The 19,890-nt window shown below is 55.1% G+C and carries 21 protein-coding genes; 7 read left to right on the top strand and 14 right to left on the bottom strand.

All coding sequences use genetic code 11. From position 1 onward, the window contains the following. Window positions 1-32: 32 nt before the first annotated feature. Together rpoH and RAL88_RS06610 are read right to left on the bottom strand one after the other, a co-directional pair. Window positions 33-959, bottom strand: coding sequence for an RNA polymerase sigma factor RpoH (gene rpoH / locus RAL88_RS06615; protein ID WP_306268158.1), 927 nt, complete (start codon window positions 957-959; stop codon window positions 33-35). 161 nt (window positions 960-1,120) lie between these two features. After that, window positions 1,121-2,170 (bottom strand): RluA family pseudouridine synthase, encoded by a 1,050-nt coding sequence (locus RAL88_RS06610; protein ID WP_306268157.1) that lies wholly within the window; start codon window positions 2,168-2,170, stop codon window positions 1,121-1,123. Between the two features lie 10 nt (window positions 2,171-2,180). Here RAL88_RS06610 and RAL88_RS06605 point away from each other — a divergent pair, with 10 nt between their 5' ends. After that, the gene (locus RAL88_RS06605; protein WP_306268155.1) at window positions 2,181-2,573 is read left to right on the top strand and encodes a hypothetical protein; all 393 of its coding nucleotides are present in this window, start codon (window positions 2,181-2,183) and stop codon (window positions 2,571-2,573) included. 12 nt (window positions 2,574-2,585) lie between these two features. Here the strand turns inward: RAL88_RS06605 and RAL88_RS06600 are convergent, their stop codons facing one another. From RAL88_RS06600 to RAL88_RS06590, 3 genes are read right to left on the bottom strand one after another with little or no spacing between them, the layout of a single operon-like run. After that, on the bottom strand, window positions 2,586-3,959 hold the full coding sequence (locus tag RAL88_RS06600) for a cytochrome-c peroxidase (RefSeq protein ID WP_306268154.1): 1,374 nt from the start codon (window positions 3,957-3,959) through the stop codon (window positions 2,586-2,588). A gap of 40 nt (window positions 3,960-3,999) precedes the next feature. After that, window positions 4,000-5,436, bottom strand: a complete 1,437-nt coding sequence (locus RAL88_RS06595) for a hypothetical protein (RefSeq protein WP_306268153.1) — start codon at window positions 5,434-5,436, stop codon at window positions 4,000-4,002. A 38-nt stretch (window positions 5,437-5,474) separates the two neighbouring features. After that, window positions 5,475-5,999 (bottom strand): DUF1134 domain-containing protein, encoded by a 525-nt coding sequence (locus RAL88_RS06590; protein ID WP_306269599.1) that lies wholly within the window; start codon window positions 5,997-5,999, stop codon window positions 5,475-5,477. A 504-nt stretch (window positions 6,000-6,503) separates the two neighbouring features. On the opposite strand from RAL88_RS06590, the gene RAL88_RS06585 reads away from it, so the two are divergent. From RAL88_RS06585 to RAL88_RS06575, 3 genes are all read left to right on the top strand, one after another. After that, on the top strand, window positions 6,504-7,019 hold the full coding sequence (locus RAL88_RS06585; RefSeq protein WP_306268152.1) for a YHS domain-containing (seleno)protein: 516 nt from the start codon (window positions 6,504-6,506) through the stop codon (window positions 7,017-7,019). Between the two features lie 162 nt (window positions 7,020-7,181). Continuing rightward, on the top strand, window positions 7,182-7,802 hold the full coding sequence (chpT, locus tag RAL88_RS06580) for a histidine phosphotransferase ChpT (RefSeq protein ID WP_306268150.1): 621 nt from the start codon (window positions 7,182-7,184) through the stop codon (window positions 7,800-7,802). Window positions 7,803-7,971: 169 nt separating this feature from the next. Further along, window positions 7,972-9,717 carry an ATP-binding protein gene (locus RAL88_RS06575; RefSeq protein WP_306268148.1) on the top strand — a complete coding sequence of 582 codons (1,746 nt, stop codon included), beginning with the start codon at window positions 7,972-7,974 and terminating at the stop codon, window positions 9,715-9,717. Between the two features lie 57 nt (window positions 9,718-9,774). Here RAL88_RS06575 and ctrA read toward each other — a convergent pair whose 3' ends face one another. Next, the gene (gene ctrA, locus RAL88_RS06570) at window positions 9,775-10,476 is read right to left on the bottom strand and encodes a response regulator transcription factor CtrA (RefSeq protein WP_306268147.1); all 702 of its coding nucleotides are present in this window, start codon (window positions 10,474-10,476) and stop codon (window positions 9,775-9,777) included. Window positions 10,477-11,052: 576 nt separating this feature from the next. Between ctrA and RAL88_RS06565 the strand changes: the two genes are divergently transcribed. The 3 genes from RAL88_RS06565 to RAL88_RS06555 all read left to right on the top strand — a co-directional run bounded on the left by RAL88_RS06565 (window position 11,053) and on the right by RAL88_RS06555 (window position 13,465). Next, window positions 11,053-12,423: a FliI/YscN family ATPase gene (locus RAL88_RS06565; RefSeq protein WP_306268146.1), complete on the top strand. Its 1,371-nt coding sequence runs from the start codon at window positions 11,053-11,055 to the stop codon at window positions 12,421-12,423. 46 nt (window positions 12,424-12,469) lie between these two features. After that, window positions 12,470-12,880: a flagellar FliJ family protein gene (locus tag RAL88_RS06560; protein ID WP_306268145.1), complete on the top strand. Its 411-nt coding sequence runs from the start codon at window positions 12,470-12,472 to the stop codon at window positions 12,878-12,880. Between the two features lie 114 nt (window positions 12,881-12,994). Then, window positions 12,995-13,465 (top strand): paraquat-inducible protein A, encoded by a 471-nt coding sequence (locus RAL88_RS06555; RefSeq protein ID WP_306268144.1) that lies wholly within the window; start codon window positions 12,995-12,997, stop codon window positions 13,463-13,465. A gap of 72 nt (window positions 13,466-13,537) precedes the next feature. On the opposite strand, the gene RAL88_RS06550 is transcribed toward RAL88_RS06555, so the two are convergent. The 8 genes from RAL88_RS06550 to RAL88_RS06515 form a co-directional block, all read right to left on the bottom strand. Continuing rightward, on the bottom strand, window positions 13,538-14,134 hold the full coding sequence (locus RAL88_RS06550; RefSeq protein WP_306268143.1) for a GNAT family N-acetyltransferase: 597 nt from the start codon (window positions 14,132-14,134) through the stop codon (window positions 13,538-13,540). A 149-nt stretch (window positions 14,135-14,283) separates the two neighbouring features. Beyond that, entirely contained in the window at window positions 14,284-15,978 is a 1,695-nt protein-coding gene (soxB, locus tag RAL88_RS06545) for a thiosulfohydrolase SoxB (RefSeq protein ID WP_306269598.1), read from the bottom strand. Between the two features lie 209 nt (window positions 15,979-16,187). Next, window positions 16,188-17,042, bottom strand: coding sequence for a sulfur oxidation c-type cytochrome SoxA (soxA, locus tag RAL88_RS06540; RefSeq protein WP_306268142.1), 855 nt, complete (start codon window positions 17,040-17,042; stop codon window positions 16,188-16,190). Between the two features lie 31 nt (window positions 17,043-17,073). Then, window positions 17,074-17,403, bottom strand: a complete 330-nt coding sequence (gene soxZ, locus RAL88_RS06535) for a thiosulfate oxidation carrier complex protein SoxZ (protein ID WP_306268141.1) — start codon at window positions 17,401-17,403, stop codon at window positions 17,074-17,076. A gap of 17 nt (window positions 17,404-17,420) precedes the next feature. Beyond that, window positions 17,421-17,840 (bottom strand): thiosulfate oxidation carrier protein SoxY, encoded by a 420-nt coding sequence (gene soxY / locus RAL88_RS06530; RefSeq protein WP_306268140.1) that lies wholly within the window; start codon window positions 17,838-17,840, stop codon window positions 17,421-17,423. A gap of 39 nt (window positions 17,841-17,879) precedes the next feature. Next, window positions 17,880-18,380 carry a sulfur oxidation c-type cytochrome SoxX gene (soxX, locus tag RAL88_RS06525; RefSeq protein WP_306268139.1) on the bottom strand — a complete coding sequence of 167 codons (501 nt, stop codon included), beginning with the start codon at window positions 18,378-18,380 and terminating at the stop codon, window positions 17,880-17,882. 150 nt (window positions 18,381-18,530) lie between these two features. After that, window positions 18,531-19,115 carry a thioredoxin family protein gene (locus RAL88_RS06520; RefSeq protein WP_306268137.1) on the bottom strand — a complete coding sequence of 195 codons (585 nt, stop codon included), beginning with the start codon at window positions 19,113-19,115 and terminating at the stop codon, window positions 18,531-18,533. A gap of 27 nt (window positions 19,116-19,142) precedes the next feature. Then, window positions 19,143-19,880: a cytochrome c biogenesis CcdA family protein gene (locus RAL88_RS06515; protein ID WP_306268135.1), complete on the bottom strand. Its 738-nt coding sequence runs from the start codon at window positions 19,878-19,880 to the stop codon at window positions 19,143-19,145. Window positions 19,881-19,890: the final 10 nt, after the last annotated feature.

The following is a 19,890-nucleotide window of genomic DNA, read 5'->3' as shown; positions in this document are numbered from 1 at the left end:
CCATTTCAGCCAGGCGCTAGATCAGAGAGGCGCTAGCTGGTATGCGCTTCAAGCTGTGCAGTGCGCCCACGAGCCGCTTCAAGGGCTGCCGTCTGCATCGACTTTTGAACTTTTTCGAAAGCGCGAACCTCGATCTGGCGCACCCGCTCACGGCTGACACCAAATTCGACGGACAGATCTTCAAGCGTGATCGGGTCTTCCGACAGGCGGCGCGCCTGAAAGATGCGGCGCTCACGGTCGTTGAGTGTTTCCATGGCTGATTTCAGCATGACGCGGCGCTGTTCCAGTTCCTGCTGGTCGGCAACGATGGATTCCTGACTGTCACTCTCATCGACGAGCCAATCCTGCCATTCGCCGGTTCCGTCATCCGCGCGCAGCGGCGAGTTCAGCGAAGCATCGCCCGACAGACGCCGGTTCATGGAATGGACTTCCTCAACCGACACGCCAAGCTTGGTGGCTATCTTCTGCACCTGTTCGTGGTTGAGATCGCCATCTTCCAGAGCCTGAATCTGGCTCTTCATCTTGCGCAGATTGAAAAACAGCCGTTTCTGATTGGCAGTGGTTCCCATCTTGACGAGGGACCAGGACCGCAAGACATATTCCTGGATTGAGGCTTTGATCCACCACATCGCATAGGTCGCAAGGCGGAAGCCGCGTTCGGGATCGAACTTCTTGACGGCTTGCATCAAGCCAACATTGCCTTCGGAAATCACTTCGCCAATCGGCAGGCCGTAACCGCGATAACCCATGGCGATTTTGGCAACCAGACGCAAATGGCTGGTGACCAGTTGCTCGGCCGCATCACGATCATCATGCTCCAGAAAGCGTTTCGCGAGCATGTATTCCTGATTAGGTTCCAGCATCGGGTATTTGCGGATATCCGCGAGATAACGCGACAATCCGCCTTCCGATGATGGTACAGACGGGACATTTCCTGTCGCTACAACAGCCCGGGCCATAAAGCACCCCTTTGTTTTCTTGTCTTCTTCTTTTGTCTTCCGGTTTCCGGCAAGACGTTGTGCGCTGCCCGGCAGTCCACCGTTAAGCACAGCGCTCCTTATGACTATATAGTCACATTAAGGCGAGAAAACATAACCTTTATCGTTAAATTACGATAAAGTCATGTTCGCGCTCGTGCCGGTGTTGACTCAAACTGGTTGAACGCCTTGATGAGGGCGGCAAAATCATTTGGCAGATCCGTCTCAAAGCGCAGAATCTCGCCGGTGACCGGGTGTTCAAATTGCAGCATCGCGGCAAACAGTGCCTGTCGGCGGAATCTATGAACAGCCTTTTCGGCGGCGTCCCCCAAAATGGCGGACTTGGTCTTGAAGCCTGATCCATACACATCATCCCCGACCAGCGGATGACCGATATGGGCCATGTGGACCCGGATCTGGTGGGTTCGCCCGGTTTCCAGACGGCATTCAACCAGGCAGGCTGTCGGGGCGCCATCCTGGGTGAAATAGCGTTTCATCACCTGGAAATGTGTAATCGCATCCTTGCCGCGTTCATCCGTTTCATCGCGACGTTTGACCACACCCATCTTGAGCCGGTTATTGTCGGAGCGTGCAATCGGGGCATCGACTGTCCCCTTGGCCGGCTCAAGAGCGCCCCAGACCAGCGCCTGATAGGCACGTTCCAGCTGGTTGGTGCGCCCGTGATCGGCGAATTGCCGGGTCAGGCCGAGATGCGCATCATCGGTTTTCGCCACCACCATAACGCCACTTGTGTCCTTGTCGAGCCGGTGAACAATTCCCGGTCGGCGCACACCGCCGATGCCGGAAAGACTGTCGCCGCAAAGATGGATCAGCGCATTGACGAGCGTTCCGTTCCAGTTTCCAGGGCCGGGGTGAACCACCAGTCCGGCGGGTTTGTCGATGACAATCAGATGATCATCTTCGAACAGGATTGACAGTGGAATATCCTCGCCCTTGGGCTCAGGGTCCTCGACCTGGGGCATGGCGATGGACAGAACGTCGCCTGCGTTGACACGGGCATTCGGCGCGTCTACCACTTGCCCGCTCACGCGCACGCAGCCTTGCTTGATCAGGGTCTTGAAGCGGCTTCGGGACAGGCGTCCCGCTTTCGCAGCAATGATCGCATCCAGCCTCTGTCCGGTTTCTGGCGCTTCAACTGTAAACTCAAGCCGCTCAGACGGTGCATTGGACATTTCTTCGGCCATGGCTCAAAACGATTCTTTTGACAGTGATGATGAGAAACCACTCGACCCGGCGGTCGAAAGGGTGCAGCGGAAGCTGCGGCGATTGCTGATGGGGTCCAGTCTCATAATGTTGCTTGGCTTTGTCGCTGTGATGGGAGCGCTGTATTACCGCATCACACAGACAAGCGAAAGCAATGATGCTGACCGGGCTGAAATCAGTACCGCGCTGCCGGATGTGGCAGCCAGTCTGGCGTTGCCGTCGGACCTCGGCGTGCTGATTGATGTCAGCCTGTCCCGCGGACAATTGGTAGCCAGTTTTGAAAACGGACCAGACAGCTACACTGTTCTGGTCATCAACCGGGCAGACGGCAGTATTGCCGAGCGGTTTGAAATGACGCGGACTGCAAATTAGACGACGTGTCGGTCAGTCGACCGGCAGTCCACTTGGGACGGCTTGCGGAATACCCAGACGCCCGGCCACTGACGCGGGATCTGTCAGGCTTTCAAGAAATGCGACCAGCGCGCCGATCTGCGCCTCATCGAGCCGGACCGGCTTCAGCACATTGGCCTTGAGAATGCGGCGGCGCTCGCGCCTGTCCTGCATGATGAAACCGTCTTCCCGGGACAGTTTGGGATGCGCTGGCAGGGAGATCAAACCGAGAGAATACTGGTTAAAACTGGCCGTCGGATCCAGATGGTGCCGGACAATGCCACCCAGCGTGGCAAATGCCCCGGAGTGGCCATAGGGAGCGGTCAGGGCGACATTGCGCAGGCTCGGAGTGCGAAATTTGTAACGATCCTCAATCCGGTTGGTCGCACCGGCGCGGCCCCGGTCATAGCGCAGGGCCTGTAGTCTGGGCACCTTTCCCGGTCCGATCTGCGGCATCGCAATGGCGTAGAACTTCTGATCAGTGAGAAACGGCCCGCTGTGACAGGCCGCGCAATTTGCGGTCCCGTAAAACAGCTCCAGTCCCTGTTGCTGCTGTGCTGACAGGGCTGAAGTCTGACCCGCCAGATAGCGGTCAAACGGACTTTCAACGCTGCGCCATTCCGCATTGACAAAATCCCCCACCGCATTGGCGTAATGCACAATGGAAATGTCTGCGGCCGTTTTGATGTCAGGATAGGCCGCCTGAAACAGGGGCAGATAGGTATCGATGCTGCGCAAGCGGTCCTCTACTTTTGCCCAGACGCTGTTCCACGGATTGCCGTAAATATCCTCCATTGCCCGACCGATATCATTTTCGGTGGCCTGTCCCGCCATTTCCGTTTGCGACGTCAGAGGAAACAGAGCCTGTGCGGCCAGGATGCCGTTCAGACCGAGCGGCGTATCCTCATCTGCCGGCGTGTCGAAGCCGGATGGGTCTTTGCTGTCCGCTTCCAAACGTCCATCGTAAAACAGAGCCGTGAATTCCGTTGCGCCCAGATTGAACAGTGCCGGCGAATTTCTTGGGACCCGGCGTCGGATCAGGTTGCCCCCGGTGCCGACGGTTCGCTTTGATCCGATACCCGAACCGCCCTCTCCGATCCCAAGGGGCAGGCCGTCGCCGCCCGCAGCCTCGGGGTTATGGCAGGTCGCGCAGGAAATATTGCGGTTGCCGGAGATAATCGGATCATAGAACAGCATCCGACCCAGCAAGGCCCGGGCCGGATCAAAAGGCCGAAACATGGTCTCAGTCACGGGAACCGGAAGTCGGGCGGTGGAATGCTCTTCCGCACCAGCGGAGACTATGGCGGCCAGAACACTCCCGATACCAAGCAGAAACACACAGAGACAGGAGGCGCATTTGTCGCTCATGTGGCCAACCCTTAGCGCTGAGGTCTTGCGCGGAATGCTCTTAAGAGGAGACAACCCTGGCTTTCACGTCACGGGCTTTTTCGTCGTGTTTAACGGTTTTTCTGGGATTTTGCGGTGCCTTGTCGGATTGTTGCGCTGTGGTCTCAGCCGCCAGCGTTGCCGCAGCAGGCAAGGCAGGCTCCGGTTTGCTGCCATTGGCATTTGTGCCAGGTTTGTTTTTTTCAGGGTTGGTTTTTTCCGGGCTGTTTTTACCGGAACTATCCGCGCCGGTATCCGCTGTGACGGGCTGGCCGGTGGTGGGCTTTTCTACCGCAGTTTGTGCATCGGGCTGTGGACCCGGTTTCAATTCCGCATTGTTTTTGGATTGAGGAGCAAACACCTGTTTGTTGTTTCCGGTAACGGCCGCGATGACACCTGAAGGCACTGGCTTTGCGGTGTTTTCAGACGGCGCGGCGGGGCGACTTTTGCTGTCGCCGTTGCCCATGTCTTTCTTGAAGGCTGCCTGCTGCGGTGCTGGTTTCACCTCAGGGATTTTATCAAGCGCATTGGTGACCGTCGTCTCCGACTTGGTCACACTTGATGCGGTGAGCGATTGCGGCTTTGCCGCCGTGCCACTTGGCGCTGCTCGCTGCGGGGCAGGGACAGCCGGACCACCTGTTTCCGTTTTGCTGCCGCTATACGCGCCCGCGCCCGGAATAGCAGGTGTCATCAGAGGAAATTTGGGCGGCGCCTTTACCAGCAGTGCTGAATCCGGACGGTCCGGCTTTGCTGCTGGCGAATTCGCGGAAGGTTGCTGTGATACGGGTTGAGCAGATACGGGCTTTGCCGGCACTGCAGCAGGGGGCGGTGCGCTGCGTATATATTGACTGACGTCCTCGGCAAGCGCCTTCAGCTCTTTGCGCAGGCTGAGTTCCTCCAGCGATGGCATATGCCGTTCCATTCCGGAAATTCTGGACTGCGCATTACTGAGTTCGGTCTGCAGGGACACGACGCGGACACTTGCTGTGCTTTTTTCGGCGCGCAACTGGTCGACTTCCTCTTCCAGAGCAAACAGCCGCTTTTTCTCCTGCCCGGTCATGGTTTTGAGGGCCGATTTTGCAATTTCCTTCTGCTTTTGCAAATTGAGCTCCGCGCCGCTGATCTTCTTCTTCACAGCGGCGTAGTCACGGGTCAGTTTTTCAAAATCAAGCTCGATGCGTTCCGCATAGGCCCGCCATTTTTCGGCATCGATAAGGTGTAGATGGGTTTCCGCCTGTAACTGGTCGCCGCGTTTTTCCTGGCGGTTCAGTTCAACCGCAAATCGGGCCCGCATCTGGTCTTTCTGGGCCGTGATTTCAGACAGCGAAACCGGGGCCTGGCGTTCCAGCTCATGAATCGCCAGACGCCGGGCCCGGCCGGAAACAATTGGCAGAATGGCAAACAGAAGCAGGCTGATGCTGAGCGCACCCAAAGCAAAATACAGCGCTGCCTCAATCATAATATGGTCCTAATAGATCAGATTCAAAACGCGCATGACTAAAACGGATTCCATGTCGCCTGGGGTGTGAATTTCAAATAGCCGATATTCAGCCCGAGCCGGGCGCCTATGCCCGCTCTCACTGGCACAATGATAATATTGTTATTGGCCAGCACGGTCATGCCAACGCCGCCAACAATATAGGCTGAACCGTTAACGCCCCCAAATCGCTGATAGGCATAATCCACCGTCGGCAAATTATACACCAGCATCATGACGCGGGAGGCATTGCCGCCAAAGTCCCAGCCTATGGAAGGGCCCTGAAAGAAGACTTTGTGGTTGCCGGCGCCCTTGGTGTACATCAGCCCTTCGCCATAGACGAGACCGCCAATTATGGCACCTGATCCTTCCTCGCCCAGAATATAGGCGTTTGGCAGGCCGTAATTCTGAAAGGCCCGTTCCACAACACTGGCCAGACCGCCTGACACGTCACCGAAAAACTGGTGACCGGCATTGACGATCTCGTTGGACGAATAGGTTTCCGACAATGGTGTGTTAGTTTGGGGCGTATTGGTCTGGGGCATATTGGTTTGGGCTTGTGCGGAAGACCCGCCCAGAGCCGCCGGCAGGAGGTAAAACGCTGATGCACTCAGAATTATGGCAGCCCAGACAGTTTGCAGAGCTTGCCTGGAGGGGAATTGAAAGCGCAGTTTCATGCGATGATCTCCGTTTTCGTTGACTTATTTATAAAACGATATGACGGGCCGCGATAGCCCAATGAATTCAGTCTTTGTGCGAAACTTTAAAATCCGCAGCTTGCGGCGTCTGATGATGTTGGAATCAACTTCCTGAATGGCTCTGTTTAACCACGAAAATTTTACCACGGACATGTGGCGAGCGTGGGGCGCAGTCATTGGCCGGATCCGCGGTTGTGAGCAGGGCACCAGGTCTGATCTGCAGGCTCCGTCATGCGGCAAAAAGAAGCGTCAGGTGCGCAGCTTCAGGCTCGTCTTAATATCCTGTTATGTGTCCCCCAATAGACTGTAAAAATGTTTAAAAGCCGGAAATCCGATTTTTGTCTTCAATTTTTGCCAGCCATCGCTCTGCTGGCCGGGCTTATTTTTTCCGTCCCGTCATTTTTCGGACGGGCCGCTGCACAGGAGGCGCTGCCATCCGGTCTGAATCGTGATTTTGGCTCGGCCGGATTTCTCTCCGATGTTATTGTGAAAGACCAGTTTACCGGACTGGCGCTTGGCGGTATCGATCCTCTGAGCTATTTCATCGATGGTGCTCCGGGTTTGGGCAAGCCGAAATATGATCTGACATTTGCAGGCGCCCTGTGGTGGTTTGCCAATATCGGCAACAGAGCGGCTTTTCTGGATGCGCCGGATATTTATAGGCCACAATTCGGTGGCTATGGAGCGATGGCGGTGGCCAGAGGACATCTGGCAGAAGGCCGCCCACAAATCTGGCTGTTGCAGGATGATCAAGTGTTTCTGTTTTACAGCCATGCCAATCGTGTCGCATGGCAGCAAAATCCGAAAGAGCTGGCTGAAGCAGCGCGGCGGCAATGGCCCCTGTTGAGCCGGCAGCTGGTCCCATGAAACGCGCTGTTGTTGATCTGCGGACTGCGGAAGCGCAAGTCTGACCTTCCTATCTGCCGGGGTATTGGCGCTTGCCCTGCGATGTCGCCCGTTTATAAATAACTCTATACAAATAACGGGAATCAATCAGCCCGATTGTCCTAACCAACAGCGAGTTCAGTTATGACCAACCTATCAGCTCTAGATCTGGCAGCCTTGCTGTGCAGCCGTGTTTGTCATGATGTGGTTGGTTCTGTCGGCGCAATCTCGAACGGGCTGGAGGTGCTGGATGAGGAAAAAGATGCGGAAATGCGGGAGATTGCAGGCAATCTGGTGCGCAAAAGCGCGGCACAGGCCTCAGCCAAACTGACCTTTTCGCGCATTGCATTCGGAGCTGCCGGATCGGCTGGCGCGGAAATCGATCTCGACGATGCCCGTGACAAGGCGGAATTGTTGCTGAGCTTCGAAAAGGCCAATCTGATCTGGGATATGCCGCGGGCCATGCGTCCGAAAAATGAAGTCAAGTTGTTGTTGAACCTTATCCTGGTGGGACTATCCGTCATTCCAAGGGGGGGCGACATGACCGTGACCGCGGAGGGCGAAAGGGGCCTCAAGCTTGTGTGCAACGGACGCGGCGCGCGCATTCCAGGTCATGCGGAATGGTTTGAAAACCTGCCGCAGACCCTCGACGATGTGGATGCGCATTCCGTACAGCCGATTTATGCAGCCCTGCTTGCCGATGCCTGCAACATGCAGGTGACCTTTTCCCTGGATGGAGAACGTGTCGATATAGTTGCGCAGTGATCTTTGAGACTGGCGTTCTCAAACAACGCCACTAATGGCTCTGCATGACAGAGACCTGCGATGCGTGCGCTTCCCGGAAATCTGAATCGATCAGAACCTTTAGCAGATATTAAGATTTTTACTGTCAATTATAGCCATGGTTCACGGACAAATTGTTCTGGAAAGTGGGATGGATGATCTCATTGCCGAATTCTTGACGGAAAGCAATGAAAGCCTCGATATGATCGATGCAGGGCTGGTCAAATTCGAGCACAATCCCGACAATGCGGAGTTGTTGCACAACATTTTCCGCCTTGTCCATACCCTAAAGGGAACCTGCGGATTTCTCGATTTGCCGAGACTGGAGGCGTTGAGTCACGCCGCCGAAACCCTGATGGAGGGACTGCGGGACGACATGCCCCCGGCCGCAGATCTGGTGACACTGATCCTGAAATCGGTTGATCGCATCAAGCTTTTGCTGGCACAGATCGAAGCCTCGGATGGCACCGAACCGGCCGGTGACGACAGTACGCTGATCGCCGAACTGGAACATAGGGCAGGGCGAAACGACCACGTTTCCGAAGGAGCTGACTGGTCTGAAGCCACCAGACAGGGCGAGGGCGGTGAGAGGCCCGCGACAGCGCTTGTCACGGCACCGCCGCATGCGCAAGCAAATGAGCGCCCATCGCCCCGCACAGTCAGAGTGAACGCTGAAACGCTCGAACATTTGAGACAGAGCACAGCGGAATTGTTCGCCTCGCGGGCCCAACTTCTGGAGATTGCGCGCAGATCCGATGATTATGAACTGAAACTGGCAGTTCAGCGTCTGGCTGATCTGGCCACCGGATTGCAGAAAACAGTTGTCGACACATTGATGCAGCCAGTTCGCACTGCATGGCAGTCATTGCCCCGGCTTGTTCGAGATCTGGAACTGAGGCTGGACAAGGACATTGAACTGGTTCTGCAGGGCGGAGACATGGAAGTGGACCGCCGGATTGTAGACCTGATCAGGGATCCCTTGCTCCACATGGTCCGGAACTGTGCAGATCACGGTCTGGAAACACGGGAAAACCGTATTGCCGCAGGAAAAGCGCCACTGGGTACAATCTGCCTGTCTGCCCGATGCGACGATGGCAATCTCGTTATTGAGGTTCTGGACGATGGTCAGGGTCTGAATTCAGCCAAAATCAGGCAGAAGACTGTTGGCGCGGGTCTGACAGCAGATGCAGAATTCAACGATATGACTGTAGCAGAGCGGGCCAATCTCATATTCCATTCCGGCTTTTCGACCGCGGATAGCGTTTCATCTGTTTCCGGCCGGGGCATCGGCCTGGATGTGGTGAGGCATGCCATTGAATCCGCAGGCGGCAGCATAGAGGTCCAATCGGCTCCTGGCGAAGGCACCATGTTCGTTATGCGCGTTCCGCTTCAACCAACAGCGTTTCAACCGGGCCCAATGACGCGTGAACACGGACCCGGCGAGAACAAAAACGAATTTCGTGATCGCTCAGGTAACAGCGTTCGCCCGCAAAGCAGCCATGTTCACACGTCCAGGGCGATGAACCTGTTGTTTGTTGGAGACAGCCGGTTTTTCAGCGACATGCTGGTTCCTGTCATGGAAGCGGCTGGCTATAACGTCACTGTCGCGCGAAACATTCCCCAGGCCGTGGCAAATCTGCGCGACGGTGTGCATTACCGGGGGATCGTTATGGACCTCAATATCCCGGAGAATGACAGAATTCAGTTTACGAAGATGGTGCAGGGCAGGCCGCACGCTGCCGGAATTGCCTGCATAGCGGTGTCGTCACTGGCAACACCCGAGATTGTCGCTGCGGCCCGCGCATCGGGGTTCGATGCATGCCTTGCCAAATCAGATCGCAAAGGCCTGCTGTCATGTCTTGACAGGATTGTAAAGGGGGCGGGCATCGCCGCCTGAAGCCAGCGGGATCGTCTGATTTTTTACATCAAACGATCCGAACGGTCGTGCTGTGGATCAGGCGCTTTCGCGGAGTTCTTCAACATCGGGTTCACGCAGCACGTAGCCACGACCCCAGACGGTCTCGATATAGTTTGCACCGCCTGTTGCGACGGACAATTTCTTGCGCAATTTACAGATGAACACGTCGATAATTTTCAGCTCCGGCTCATCCATGCCGCCATAAAGATGGTTGAGGAACATTTCCTTGGTCAGTGTGGTGCCCTTGCGCAGAGAGAGCAACTCGAGCATCTGGTATTCTTTTCCGGTGAGATGAACACGCTGACCGCCAGCTTCCACGGTCTTGGTGTCGAGATTGACCTTCAGTTCACCCGTTGTAATGATTGACTGGGCATGGCCTTTGGAGCGGCGGATGATGGCATGAATACGGGCGACCAATTCGTCCTTGTGAAAGGGTTTGGTCATATAATCATCGGCACCAAAGCCAAGCCCGCGGACCTTATCCTCAATTCCGGCCAGTCCGGAGAGTATCAAAATAGGTGTCTTGACCTTGGAGACCCGCAGCGTGCGAAGCACTTCATATCCGCTCATATCGGGAAGATTGAGGTCCAGCATGATCAGATCATAATCATACAGTTTGCCGAGATCGATGCCCTCTTCGCCCAGATCAGTTGTGTATACATTGAAGCTCTCCGATTTGAGCATCAATTCGATGCTTTGAGCGGTGGAACTATCATCTTCAATTAACAGAACGCGCATCGTGCACCCCTTCTAGGAACCCTGAAACCGCAATATCGCCACTGGCGGTTAAAAGTTTCGTTTCTCTTCCAAAACAGTGACGCCCTTCTGGACGCCTCGCATACCTGGATGATGTCACTCATCCGCTTTCGTCAGGCTCGGTTTTCCGGTTCAGGGGGTTGTGCCCCTCATCGTGCAATCCAGCCGCTTCTCAATTGTTAATGAACATACTAGTTCACAATGGTTAACAGAATCTGATTCTCCGAGGCAACCCTGTTGCGACAAACCAGAAAAATAAAGTCTAACTATGTTGTTTTTTAACACTTTTTTGACCGTAAATTAATTAATAAATTACTTTAGGAAAACGATTTAAGCGATTCAAATGAATCTGCTTTGCGGTCTCGCTTCGCAGGGTTCGGCCATAAGTGCCCCGACTTAAATGCCACTGGCTAATTTTTTTGGCAGATGTTTTCATGAGTTCTATTGTTAAGCGTTTTCGTAAATGATTCGTTACGATCGGCTTTTTTTGATGTGGTTTATTAAGGCCCTTTTCATCTTGTGCCTTCGCAATTTGCAACAAATGGGAATGGCAATCGCTTGCAATCGTTAATCCGGCAGCTGGAAAAACTGAAAATGACCCGCGCTTTCGGCCGGGTCGCATCGATCCGTGGACTGGTTGTCGAAGTGTCCGGTCCCATCAGCCATCTTGCGATCGGCGCCCAATTGGCGATCACAATGAAAGGCCAGGGCGACCAGCAGCTGATGTGCGAGGTGGTTGGTTTCAGGGACAGATATGCAGTGTGCCTGGCCTATGGCGCATTGACCGGTTTGAAACCGGGGGATGTTGCGGAATTCCTGGAAACCGAACCTGTGCTGCATCCCAGTGACGGATGGATCGGCCGGGTTCTCGATGGACTGGGCAATCCGATTGATGGCAAGGGCGCTTTGCCGCTGGGACCTGTGGCGCAGAGGCTGGCCGAACCGCCGCCGCCGCCGCATGAGCGCAATCTGGTCGAAATGCCGCTTGATCTGGGCGTCCGTGCATTCAACACCTTTCTGCCGTGTTGCGCCGGTCAGCGCATGGGCATTTTTGCCGGATCAGGTGTCGGTAAATCGATGCTGATGTCGATGCTGGCGAGAAACGGCAAGGCGGATGTTTCCGTGATCGGGCTGATCGGCGAACGCGGCCGCGAAGTTCAGGAATTTCTGGTGAAAACTCTCGGCAGCGAAGGGTTGAAAAATTCAGTGCTTGTGGTGGCGACGTCAGACGCCCCGGCTCTGATGCGCCGCCAGGCCGCGCACACCACTCTGGCGCTGGCCCAATATTTCAGCGCCCGTGGTCGCGAGGTTCTGTGTCTGATGGACAATCTGACCCGGTTCGCCCAGGCGCAGCGAGAAATTGGCCTGTCGGCCGGAGAGCCGCCGACCACAAGAGGCTATCCGCCCAGTGTGTTCAGTGAATTGCCGCGCCTGCTGGAACGGGCAGGGCCGGGCCGGCAGGGCCAGGGCAATATTACCGGGCTGTTCGCAGTGCTGGTGGAAGGTGACAACACCAATGAGCCGGTCTCCGACACGGTGCGCGGTATACTGGATGGTCATGTGGTTCTATCACGTGCCATTGCAGAGCGTGGCCGTTTCCCGGCGATAGACGTGCTGGCTTCGGTTTCGCGTACCTTCACCGAGGCGCTGAATGCTGAACAACAGGCGGTGGTGGCGCAGGCAAAACTTCTGATGGCGCGTTATCGTGACATGGAAGAGCTGATCAGGCTCGGAGCCTATAGAAGCGGCAGTGATGCTTTAACAGACGAAGCTGTCAATTTTATCCCCTATATTGAGAAATTCTTAAGTCAAAGCCAGCAAGATAGCAGTTCAATAGACGAAAGTTTTGCTGTGCTGCGGGATATCCTGTCCCAGGCGACGGTCAGCGCTGCAGAATTAGGTGCAGCCGGGACCGGGGCAGCAGATTAGGGCGCGACCTTGTAAAGTGTCGTGAGACTTTTAAGGGGTATTGAGTATGAAGTCTCGGGAAAGCTTGATTAAACTGAAACGTTTTCAGGTTGATGAAAAGCGCAAGCAGTTGAGCCAAATTGAAAGCATGATTACTGACTTTCAAGTGATGGCGGATGAGCTTGACGCGCAGGTGATTTCTGAACAGCAGCGCACTGGCATCGAAGACGTCACGCATTACGCCTATTCGACCTTTGCCAGAGCTGCCACTCAGCGCCGCGCCAATCTGATCACATCCATAGAAGACCTCGATAAGCAGCGTTCGGTGGCCCATGATGTTCTGTCGGAAGCGGTTGAAGATCTGAAAAAGGTCGAGCTACTGGCCGAGCGTGATCTTGCCAAGTCCAAACTGGAAGCCGAATGGGCGGACCAGGAAGATATGGACGAGATTGCCAATCAGCGTCATCGCGGCGGTTAATCACCCAGCCGGGTTTCGGCAAATTGCTTCGCAGATCCGCGCAGGCGGTCGGCGTTCGGGGCCGAAACCCAAAACATCCTTGAATCTTTCCGTTAAAGAGCGCATCTGGAACCCATGTTTGTGTGGTTGCTGGCTTTTTTTCTGATGTCGGGTGCCCTGTCCTTTGCGGCAGGCATTCTTTTGCCGCTTCTGGTTCTGGAAAAACTTTATTTTTTTTCCGAAACGCCATCCCTGATCCAGATTATTGGTGGCCTCTGGCAAAATAACGATATGTTTCTGGCGCTCCTCGTTGGGGCTTTTTCGCTGATATTTCCGGTGGCGAAACTGTTTGTGCTTTTTCTTGAAGCCATCGGCCAGTTTTCAAGAAACGGACATGCCTCCACTGCGTTCCGTCATATGTCGATGATCGGACGGTGGTCGATGATGGATGTGCTGCTGGTGGCGATTGTGATATTTGCTGCCAAGACCAGCGGATTTGCCACCGCAACCACCCAGCCCGGGCTCTGGTTTTACGCCTATGCCGTGCTGGCCAGCGCTGCATCTGCCGCTCTGATCCGGAAATCGGCGCAGCCCGTCTCCCCCTGATCCGGTTGCGAACATTTTTTCCTGAAGCTGTGCTGGCCGCCAAGCCTTGCCAGCCCGGACAGGTCCCCTGTGTCACTCCAGCAGTGGGATATGGGGCCCTGCGGTTTTTGGCAGAAGACCGGTCAGCCGTGGATCATCCATGATCTCCACGGCAAAGCCGGAGGGCTGGAAGCCGCATCGCTGGTAAAATTTCAATGCTGCCGGATGATCGAAGGTGCAGGTATGAAGCCATAATTTCTGCGTTGCCGGGGTCCAGGCCTGCTGCAGTGTCAGGTGCATCAGATCGCGGCCGATGCTACGGCCGGTGAAGTCCGGTTTCAGGCCGAAAAACGCCAGTTCAACAGTCTGCGGCGTGTTGCGGCGCAATTCCACCATCCCGGCAATTTGATCCTCGACAACCACTTCGAACAATTCCGTATCGGCATCATGAATGCGACGGCTCAGTTCGGCATCATCATATTTCAATCTGGAGCTCCACAGCCATTGATCGCCAATGGCGCGAAACAAGGCGCGATAGCGGTTCAGATCAAATTGATCGTCGCGCCGCAGTGTCAGCCCGTTTTGGCGGTCATGGGACTCAATCCAGTCCGGTCTGGCAACCATCTCAAGAAAGGTCACAACATTGGCTATTTTGCCCGGCGGGAGATTGATAAAGCCATCGTCAGCCATAAAGCACCTTTCTTACACTTGTAATCATGAAACGAACTGAAGACCAAGGTGCCCAGTCTGCCGGGCCGGCAGACATGATCAAATGCTTCAAGATAAATGAAATCTGCTTTAGCCGGAATGCCCTGTGGCAGTCAAACGGTGGAGCCCGATCAACTGCGGCGGACAATCACTGATCTGTTGTCATCCAGATCAATGGTTTTATTGCGCGCGATATAGTTTTCCACCACATCCCAGATAGCCGGACCTTCGGTGCCCTCATTGACACTGGCCCAGCCGGAAACCGTATAGATTTTTGACGGCTCGATTGCCGCACCGGTTTTCAGCATGGTCATATCGGAAATTCGATTGCCGATCGGCTTGTCGATGTCGATGGTGTAGCCCATGCCGCCAACACGGACCATATCGCCGCCCTGCTGATAATAGGGGTCCGGATTGAACAAATTGTCGGCAACGTCTTCCAGGATGTCCTTGAGCAGCTTGCCGTCCATCTCGCTGCGATAGGCGGCCGGGTAGGTCATGGCGGTGGCATTGTGAATATCCTCGACGGTGATGTCCTGTCCCGGCAACAGGCTTGGCCCCCAGCGGAAGCCGGGGGACAGCGCGATATCGGCTTCGCGCTCATCCAGAAGCGCCTGGCAGATGAGATCATCGAAGGTGCCGTTGAAATTGCCGCGCCTGTAAAGCAGGGATTGTGTTCTGCCAACCACGCGCGAGAGTTCCGGCTGGTAGGGCGCTCGGGTCTCGGCAATTTTTGCGGCCATGGCCGGATCGGCATCCAGAACATCGGAGAATATCGGAATCAACTTGTAGCGAAAGCCTTTGACCGCGCCATCGCTGACATCGAGATCAAGCCGGGAGACAAATTTTCCATTGGATCCGGAGGCCACCAGCAAAGTATCGCCGACCAGCACCGGCTCGGGCAGGGCGTCATGAGTATGGCCGGTGAGAATGACATCAATGCCGCTGACACGACCCGCCAGCTTCCTGTCGACGTCAAATCCATTATGGGACAGCAAAACCACAAGGTCCGCGCCTGCAGCGCGTGCGGCATCAACATTTTCCTGCAGCACTTCCTCGCGGATGCCGAAGGAAAGGGAGGGAAACAACCATCCCGGATTGGCAATCGGAAGATAGGGAAATGCCTGACCAACTACGGCGATCTTTATGCCGCCGCGTTCGCAGAATTTGGTGTGTTCATAGGCCGGTTCATCCCATTCCTTGTCGAAGATATTGGAGCCCAGCAGCGGGAAGGGCAGATTATCGACAATCTCCTTGACCCGGTCCTCGCCATAGGTGAATTCCCAATGGGCGGTCATCGCGTCAGGCTGAAGGACATTCATGATATCGACCATATCCTGGCCCGCTGTCTGGTTGGAGACATAAGAGCCCTGCCAGGTGTCGCCGCCATCCAGCAGCAGCATGTTGGCCTCACGTGCCGAGCGGATGGAATTGACCACCGTTGCGACCCGGTCGAGGCCGCCCATGCGGCCATAGGCTCTGGCAAGAGCGGTAAAATCCTCTGAGGTCAGCGCATAGGCCGAGGCGCTGCCGGCATCCACACCGAAACTTTTCAGGAAATCGGCACCGGTGATATGGGGCGGCAGGCCGGTAACGGCTCCGACGCCGATATTGGTGGAGGGTTCGCGAAAGAAGACCGGCATGGCCTGGGCGTGAATATCGGTGATGTGAACCAGAGTGACATTACCGAAATCGTCAAAATCGAGCAACTGTTCCTGGGTCAGGGCCTGAGTGGCTGCCAGTGCCGAAAAACGTCCAAAACCGGCGGGTCCCAAAAGCGCTGAGGCGGCCATTCCGGCCTGGAGAAAGTGACGGCGGGAAATCATGGCCATTTGACCTCACTTGTTTAAAATTGGGCTATCATCACTTATGCTCAACAGGGCGCATCTGCGATAACGCAGCCGTTGGAAACACAGTGCAACACGGCACAAATCAGGCAGCGCCGCGTTATGGGAATCAGGGAGCCGACTTTAAGGGTCGCCCCGGCATTTGAAGCCCAGGCGACCCTGTATTATCCTGATAAGCAGACGTCCGATCAGTTACGCACAGATGGCGCTTCCACAGACAACCCGTTTCCACGGGAGCCGACATACAGCTCCAGCGCGATAAATTCCGGTGAGCCTTCATTGAAGGTCTCCGCGCGCGTATCCCGAATACAGCCCTTGAAGCGGTTATGCGGTGTGATCAGATTGGCCTGTTTCAGGCGGTAGACCGGAAATCCGTTGATCTGACCCTGGGACAAATGATCGGCGCGAATATAATTGTCATAATTCTGTTCATGACAATTTGCACAGGACAATTCCAGCTGGCCATAACGGGTATAGTACATTTCCTTGCCCTTTTCCCATGTAGACTGGGCTGGGCCATCGATTTTGATGTTTACCGGCATTCCCCGCGACTGCAGGGCAATAAGCGCAGTCATATTCAGCATCGGCTGAGACTTCCAGCCCCAGGGCTTTGCCTGCATGCGCTCTTCGCGGCATTCATTGACATACATTTGCATGGTCCAGACGGCGCCGGCGTCCTCGTTCCACTTTGGCATTTCGGCCCGAAGACCTTTCATGCTTTCCGGACCATCGTGGCAGGAGGCGCAGGATTTTCCGGCTTCTCCTTCGACGGTTTCCCACGTATCGAGCGCCTGATCGATGAAAATCATGCCGGGATTTTCAAAATCATCCATTTGCAGGGACTGGGTTTCCTTGGTGCGGAATGTCCAGCCCGAGCGGACTTCATCCATATTTTCCAGATGGGCTGGTGCCTGGGTCCGGGTGACCATTTCCAGGTCTCCATTGATGACCAGTTCCGGCAGTTCTTCAGCGGTAGCGGCTACAATTCCAAATGCAGCGATTGCTGCAATGGAAGCTATAGCCCTAAGTGAAATCGATCGCATATGTTTCCTCCCCGTCATTCAATAGGTCGCGTCAGCCCACCGCGATGGCTTTGGTTTCTTCGTAGACTGAGCCGTCATCATCATACCAGGTGAATTTGAACTCACCTGCTTCAGGGACCTGTGCATCAAATTCGAAATACGGGTTTGTTGAAATCGCTGACTCAAGCTTAACGTCGATCACATTCTGACCGTTAAAATCGCAGGTAAAGCGATTGATGATTGATCTCGGGATCGGATTACCATCCGAATCCTTGCGTTGTCCTGACTCCATAATGTGACTGATGAGAGTCTTGATTGTGATCGTGTCGCCTGCTGAAGCAGATTTCGGCACTTTCACACGTGGTTTTACACCTTCTGCCATGGACCTGTCTCCTCGTCCTAGCCGCCGCAGCCGCCGATTGTTACTTTAACCTGATTGGATGCGCGCACGAATGTGCCATCCTGCATTTTTGCGATTGCCACAACATCCTGTGTCCCGGCCAGCCGCATTCTTGTAGAGGCACTTTGGGATGCCGCCAGCGGGCCGAAATTGAATGTGACAACTTCAGGATTCGGGTTGCCAGCGGCAAGAACCGTAATGGCCACGGCTCCGGGCGCATCAACTGAAATCGGCACAGTATTGCCGTTTTCCGCAATTTCCGGTGTGGTCAGTGTGAGGCCACCTTCGCCGACATCCGCTCCGCCTGTGAACGCTGCAATTGCGTCTTCAACGGCTGCGCTGGCCTGAGTGAAAGGCATAAATGCAAAAGCTGTTGCTCCAGCTCCCAGCATCAAAGCCCTGCGTCTTGTGAGTTCCATGAATCTATCTCCTAAATTACAGGCAGTTCTGCGGCCGGTTTATTCTTTGAGGGTTAAAAGATAGGCCACCACATCCTCGATCTGCTGTGCAGTCAGAAGCGGTGGCAGTTCCGGTGTTTTTGCCGCTTTCCCTGAGAAGGCGTCACCTGGCCGAATATAGCCATCCACCTTGTAGAAGGACGGCATCACGGAGCCTTCAAACGTCATTTTCGAGTTGGCGACGATGCCCCGCAATTGTGCTTCGCTCCAGCGGTCCGCTGCACCATCAAGCGTGGGGCCGACCTCGCCGTGAAATGCCACATCCTCAAGCGCAGTCACAGCATGGCAGGCGATGCAATTACCGAGGCCCCGGCTCGTCATTACCTTGCGACCGGCTTCAACATTTCCTGGCTGATCCGTCAGGGGTTCAGATACCATCCCGTCTGAATAAACCACCTGCTTTGGCGCAACTTCCGCTGCCGAAGCAAAACCGGTTAGTGCCGGGCTCAGCCCGATGGCCATCATCGTCAAGACAGTGGCGCGCAGATTCGCATTTCTCATAAAGTCCTCCCCTTAGCAGCCCTTACTGCTGCCTGCCAGATTGCATGACCGCTTTGAAAAAAGCAATCACAAATTCAAACTTATGAATAGGTTATTGTGCTGCATTGCAACAGTTTAGAGGCAAAATAGTACTTCGATTTATCTGTTCTCTTACTCGGCCAACTGACCGGCTGCGCGGGCCTCTTCGAGTTTTCGGGCATGATATTTCTGGAAATGCTCCTCGCCCTCATAACCTTTTTCCACGACCCATTTGAACATGTTGAGCGAGGTCCATTTGCCAAATGCGCCCGGCATTATTGATACGGCGGCATCTGCAGCGGTGCCTTCTTGCGGAACATCCTCCGGCAGGAACATGATGGTCGGCGTATAGACAATACGCCATTTGCGCGCAGCAGTCTTCTCGGTCAGTTGATCGCCATTGAGATCAATGACCTCTTCATCGCCGAACATGTTGTATTGCACCATAATATAGTTTTCCTGAATATAGGCAGCGACCTCAGGATCGGACAGAACCTCCTCATGGAGGCGCTTGCAATATATGCAGCCGCGCTGCTCAAAGATCAGAACCAGGCGCTTGCCTGCCGCTGTGGCCGTCTCGATATCTTCGGCGATATCGCGGAATGTTGTGGTGAACCATGGCTGTTTATGCAGTCCGTCGTCACCAAGTTTCACGGCTGTGGCCGGGCTGGCCAAAGCGAGAAATGCAGCTGTCAGAAGTCCTAAAAACGCTTTCATGATATCCTCCGTGGATGAAGTGCCGCTCTAGCCGATCTGCCCGAAGGCAGGGAACCATTCAAGCAGCAGGTAAGACAATGTTTGCATGGAGCCGGTGAGAAACAGCAATCCGGTGGCCACCAGCACGCCGCCCATGATTTTCTCGATCAGCGCCATGTGACTGCGAAAACGGCTCATGAAGCGCATGAAAGGGCCAGCAAAGAAAGCCGCCAGAATGAATGGGATACCAATACCGAGCGCATAGGCAAACAGCAATAGCGCACCGTCCCAGGCATTGCCGCCAGAGGCCGCGATCAGCAGTATTGTCGCCAGTACCGGACCGACACAGGGCGTCCAGCCGAATGCAAAGGCAAGGCCGATCACATAGGCGCCCAGAAACCCAAGCGGTTTGTTGCGGGGTTGAAAGCGGGCTTCGCGAAACAACAGGCCGATGCGGAACACGCCCAGAAAATGCAGTCCGAGAACGATGATGATGGCTCCGGCGACATAGCTCAGGATTGTCAGGTATTCGGTGACAAAAGCGCCGATCAGCGAGGCGCTGGCACCAAGGGCGACAAACACTGTGGCAAATCCGAACACAAAAAACAGCGAGGCAATGATGATCCGGCTGGCAAGCACCGGCGGGCGCTGCTCATCGGTCAATTCGTCGAGACTGACCCCGGCCAGAAAACACAAATAGGGCGGCACCAGCGGTAGCACGCAAGGCGATACGAAAGACAGCAGTCCGGCAGCCGCAGCTCCACTCAGCGATACTGTAAGCTCCATATTGCGTGTC

The organism is Pararhizobium sp. IMCC3301 (assembly GCF_030758315.1).
In the GTDB taxonomy this organism is placed as follows: Bacteria; Pseudomonadota; Alphaproteobacteria; order Rhizobiales.
The sequence above is the reverse complement of the archived record's forward strand: the minus strand, read 5'-3'. Positions and strand labels throughout refer to the sequence as shown.

What these genes read in the sequence shown, in the direction of transcription:
- rpoH (WP_306268158.1), bottom strand. Translation starts at nt 959, where the DNA reads ATGGCCCGGGCTGTTGTAGCGACAGGAAATGTCCCGTCTGTACCATCA.
- RAL88_RS06610 (WP_306268157.1), bottom strand. Translation starts at nt 2,170, where the DNA reads ATGTCCAATGCACCGTCTGAGCGGCTTGAGTTTACAGTTGAAGCGCCA.
- RAL88_RS06605 (WP_306268155.1), top strand. Translation starts at nt 2,181, where the DNA reads ATGGCTCAAAACGATTCTTTTGACAGTGATGATGAGAAACCACTCGAC.
- RAL88_RS06600 (WP_306268154.1), bottom strand. Translation starts at nt 3,959, where the DNA reads ATGAGCGACAAATGCGCCTCCTGTCTCTGTGTGTTTCTGCTTGGTATC.
- RAL88_RS06595 (WP_306268153.1), bottom strand. Translation starts at nt 5,436, where the DNA reads ATGATTGAGGCAGCGCTGTATTTTGCTTTGGGTGCGCTCAGCATCAGC.
- RAL88_RS06590 (WP_306269599.1), bottom strand. Translation starts at nt 5,999, where the DNA reads ATGCCCCAGACCAATACGCCCCAAACTAACACACCATTGTCGGAAACC.
- chpT (WP_306268150.1), top strand. Translation starts at nt 7,182, where the DNA reads ATGACCAACCTATCAGCTCTAGATCTGGCAGCCTTGCTGTGCAGCCGT.
- RAL88_RS06575 (WP_306268148.1), top strand. Translation starts at nt 7,972, where the DNA reads ATGGATGATCTCATTGCCGAATTCTTGACGGAAAGCAATGAAAGCCTC.
- ctrA (WP_306268147.1), bottom strand. Translation starts at nt 10,476, where the DNA reads ATGCGCGTTCTGTTAATTGAAGATGATAGTTCCACCGCTCAAAGCATC.
- RAL88_RS06560 (WP_306268145.1), top strand. Translation starts at nt 12,470, where the DNA reads ATGAAGTCTCGGGAAAGCTTGATTAAACTGAAACGTTTTCAGGTTGAT.
- RAL88_RS06555 (WP_306268144.1), top strand. Translation starts at nt 12,995, where the DNA reads ATGTTTGTGTGGTTGCTGGCTTTTTTTCTGATGTCGGGTGCCCTGTCC.
- RAL88_RS06550 (WP_306268143.1), bottom strand. Translation starts at nt 14,134, where the DNA reads ATGGCTGACGATGGCTTTATCAATCTCCCGCCGGGCAAAATAGCCAAT.
- soxB (WP_306269598.1), bottom strand. Translation starts at nt 15,978, where the DNA reads ATGATTTCCCGCCGTCACTTTCTCCAGGCCGGAATGGCCGCCTCAGCG.
- soxA (WP_306268142.1), bottom strand. Translation starts at nt 17,042, where the DNA reads ATGCGATCGATTTCACTTAGGGCTATAGCTTCCATTGCAGCAATCGCT.
- soxZ (WP_306268141.1), bottom strand. Translation starts at nt 17,403, where the DNA reads ATGGCAGAAGGTGTAAAACCACGTGTGAAAGTGCCGAAATCTGCTTCA.
- soxY (WP_306268140.1), bottom strand. Translation starts at nt 17,840, where the DNA reads ATGGAACTCACAAGACGCAGGGCTTTGATGCTGGGAGCTGGAGCAACA.
- soxX (WP_306268139.1), bottom strand. Translation starts at nt 18,380, where the DNA reads ATGAGAAATGCGAATCTGCGCGCCACTGTCTTGACGATGATGGCCATC.
- RAL88_RS06520 (WP_306268137.1), bottom strand. Translation starts at nt 19,115, where the DNA reads ATGAAAGCGTTTTTAGGACTTCTGACAGCTGCATTTCTCGCTTTGGCC.
- RAL88_RS06515 (WP_306268135.1), bottom strand. Translation starts at nt 19,880, where the DNA reads ATGGAGCTTACAGTATCGCTGAGTGGAGCTGCGGCTGCCGGACTGCTG.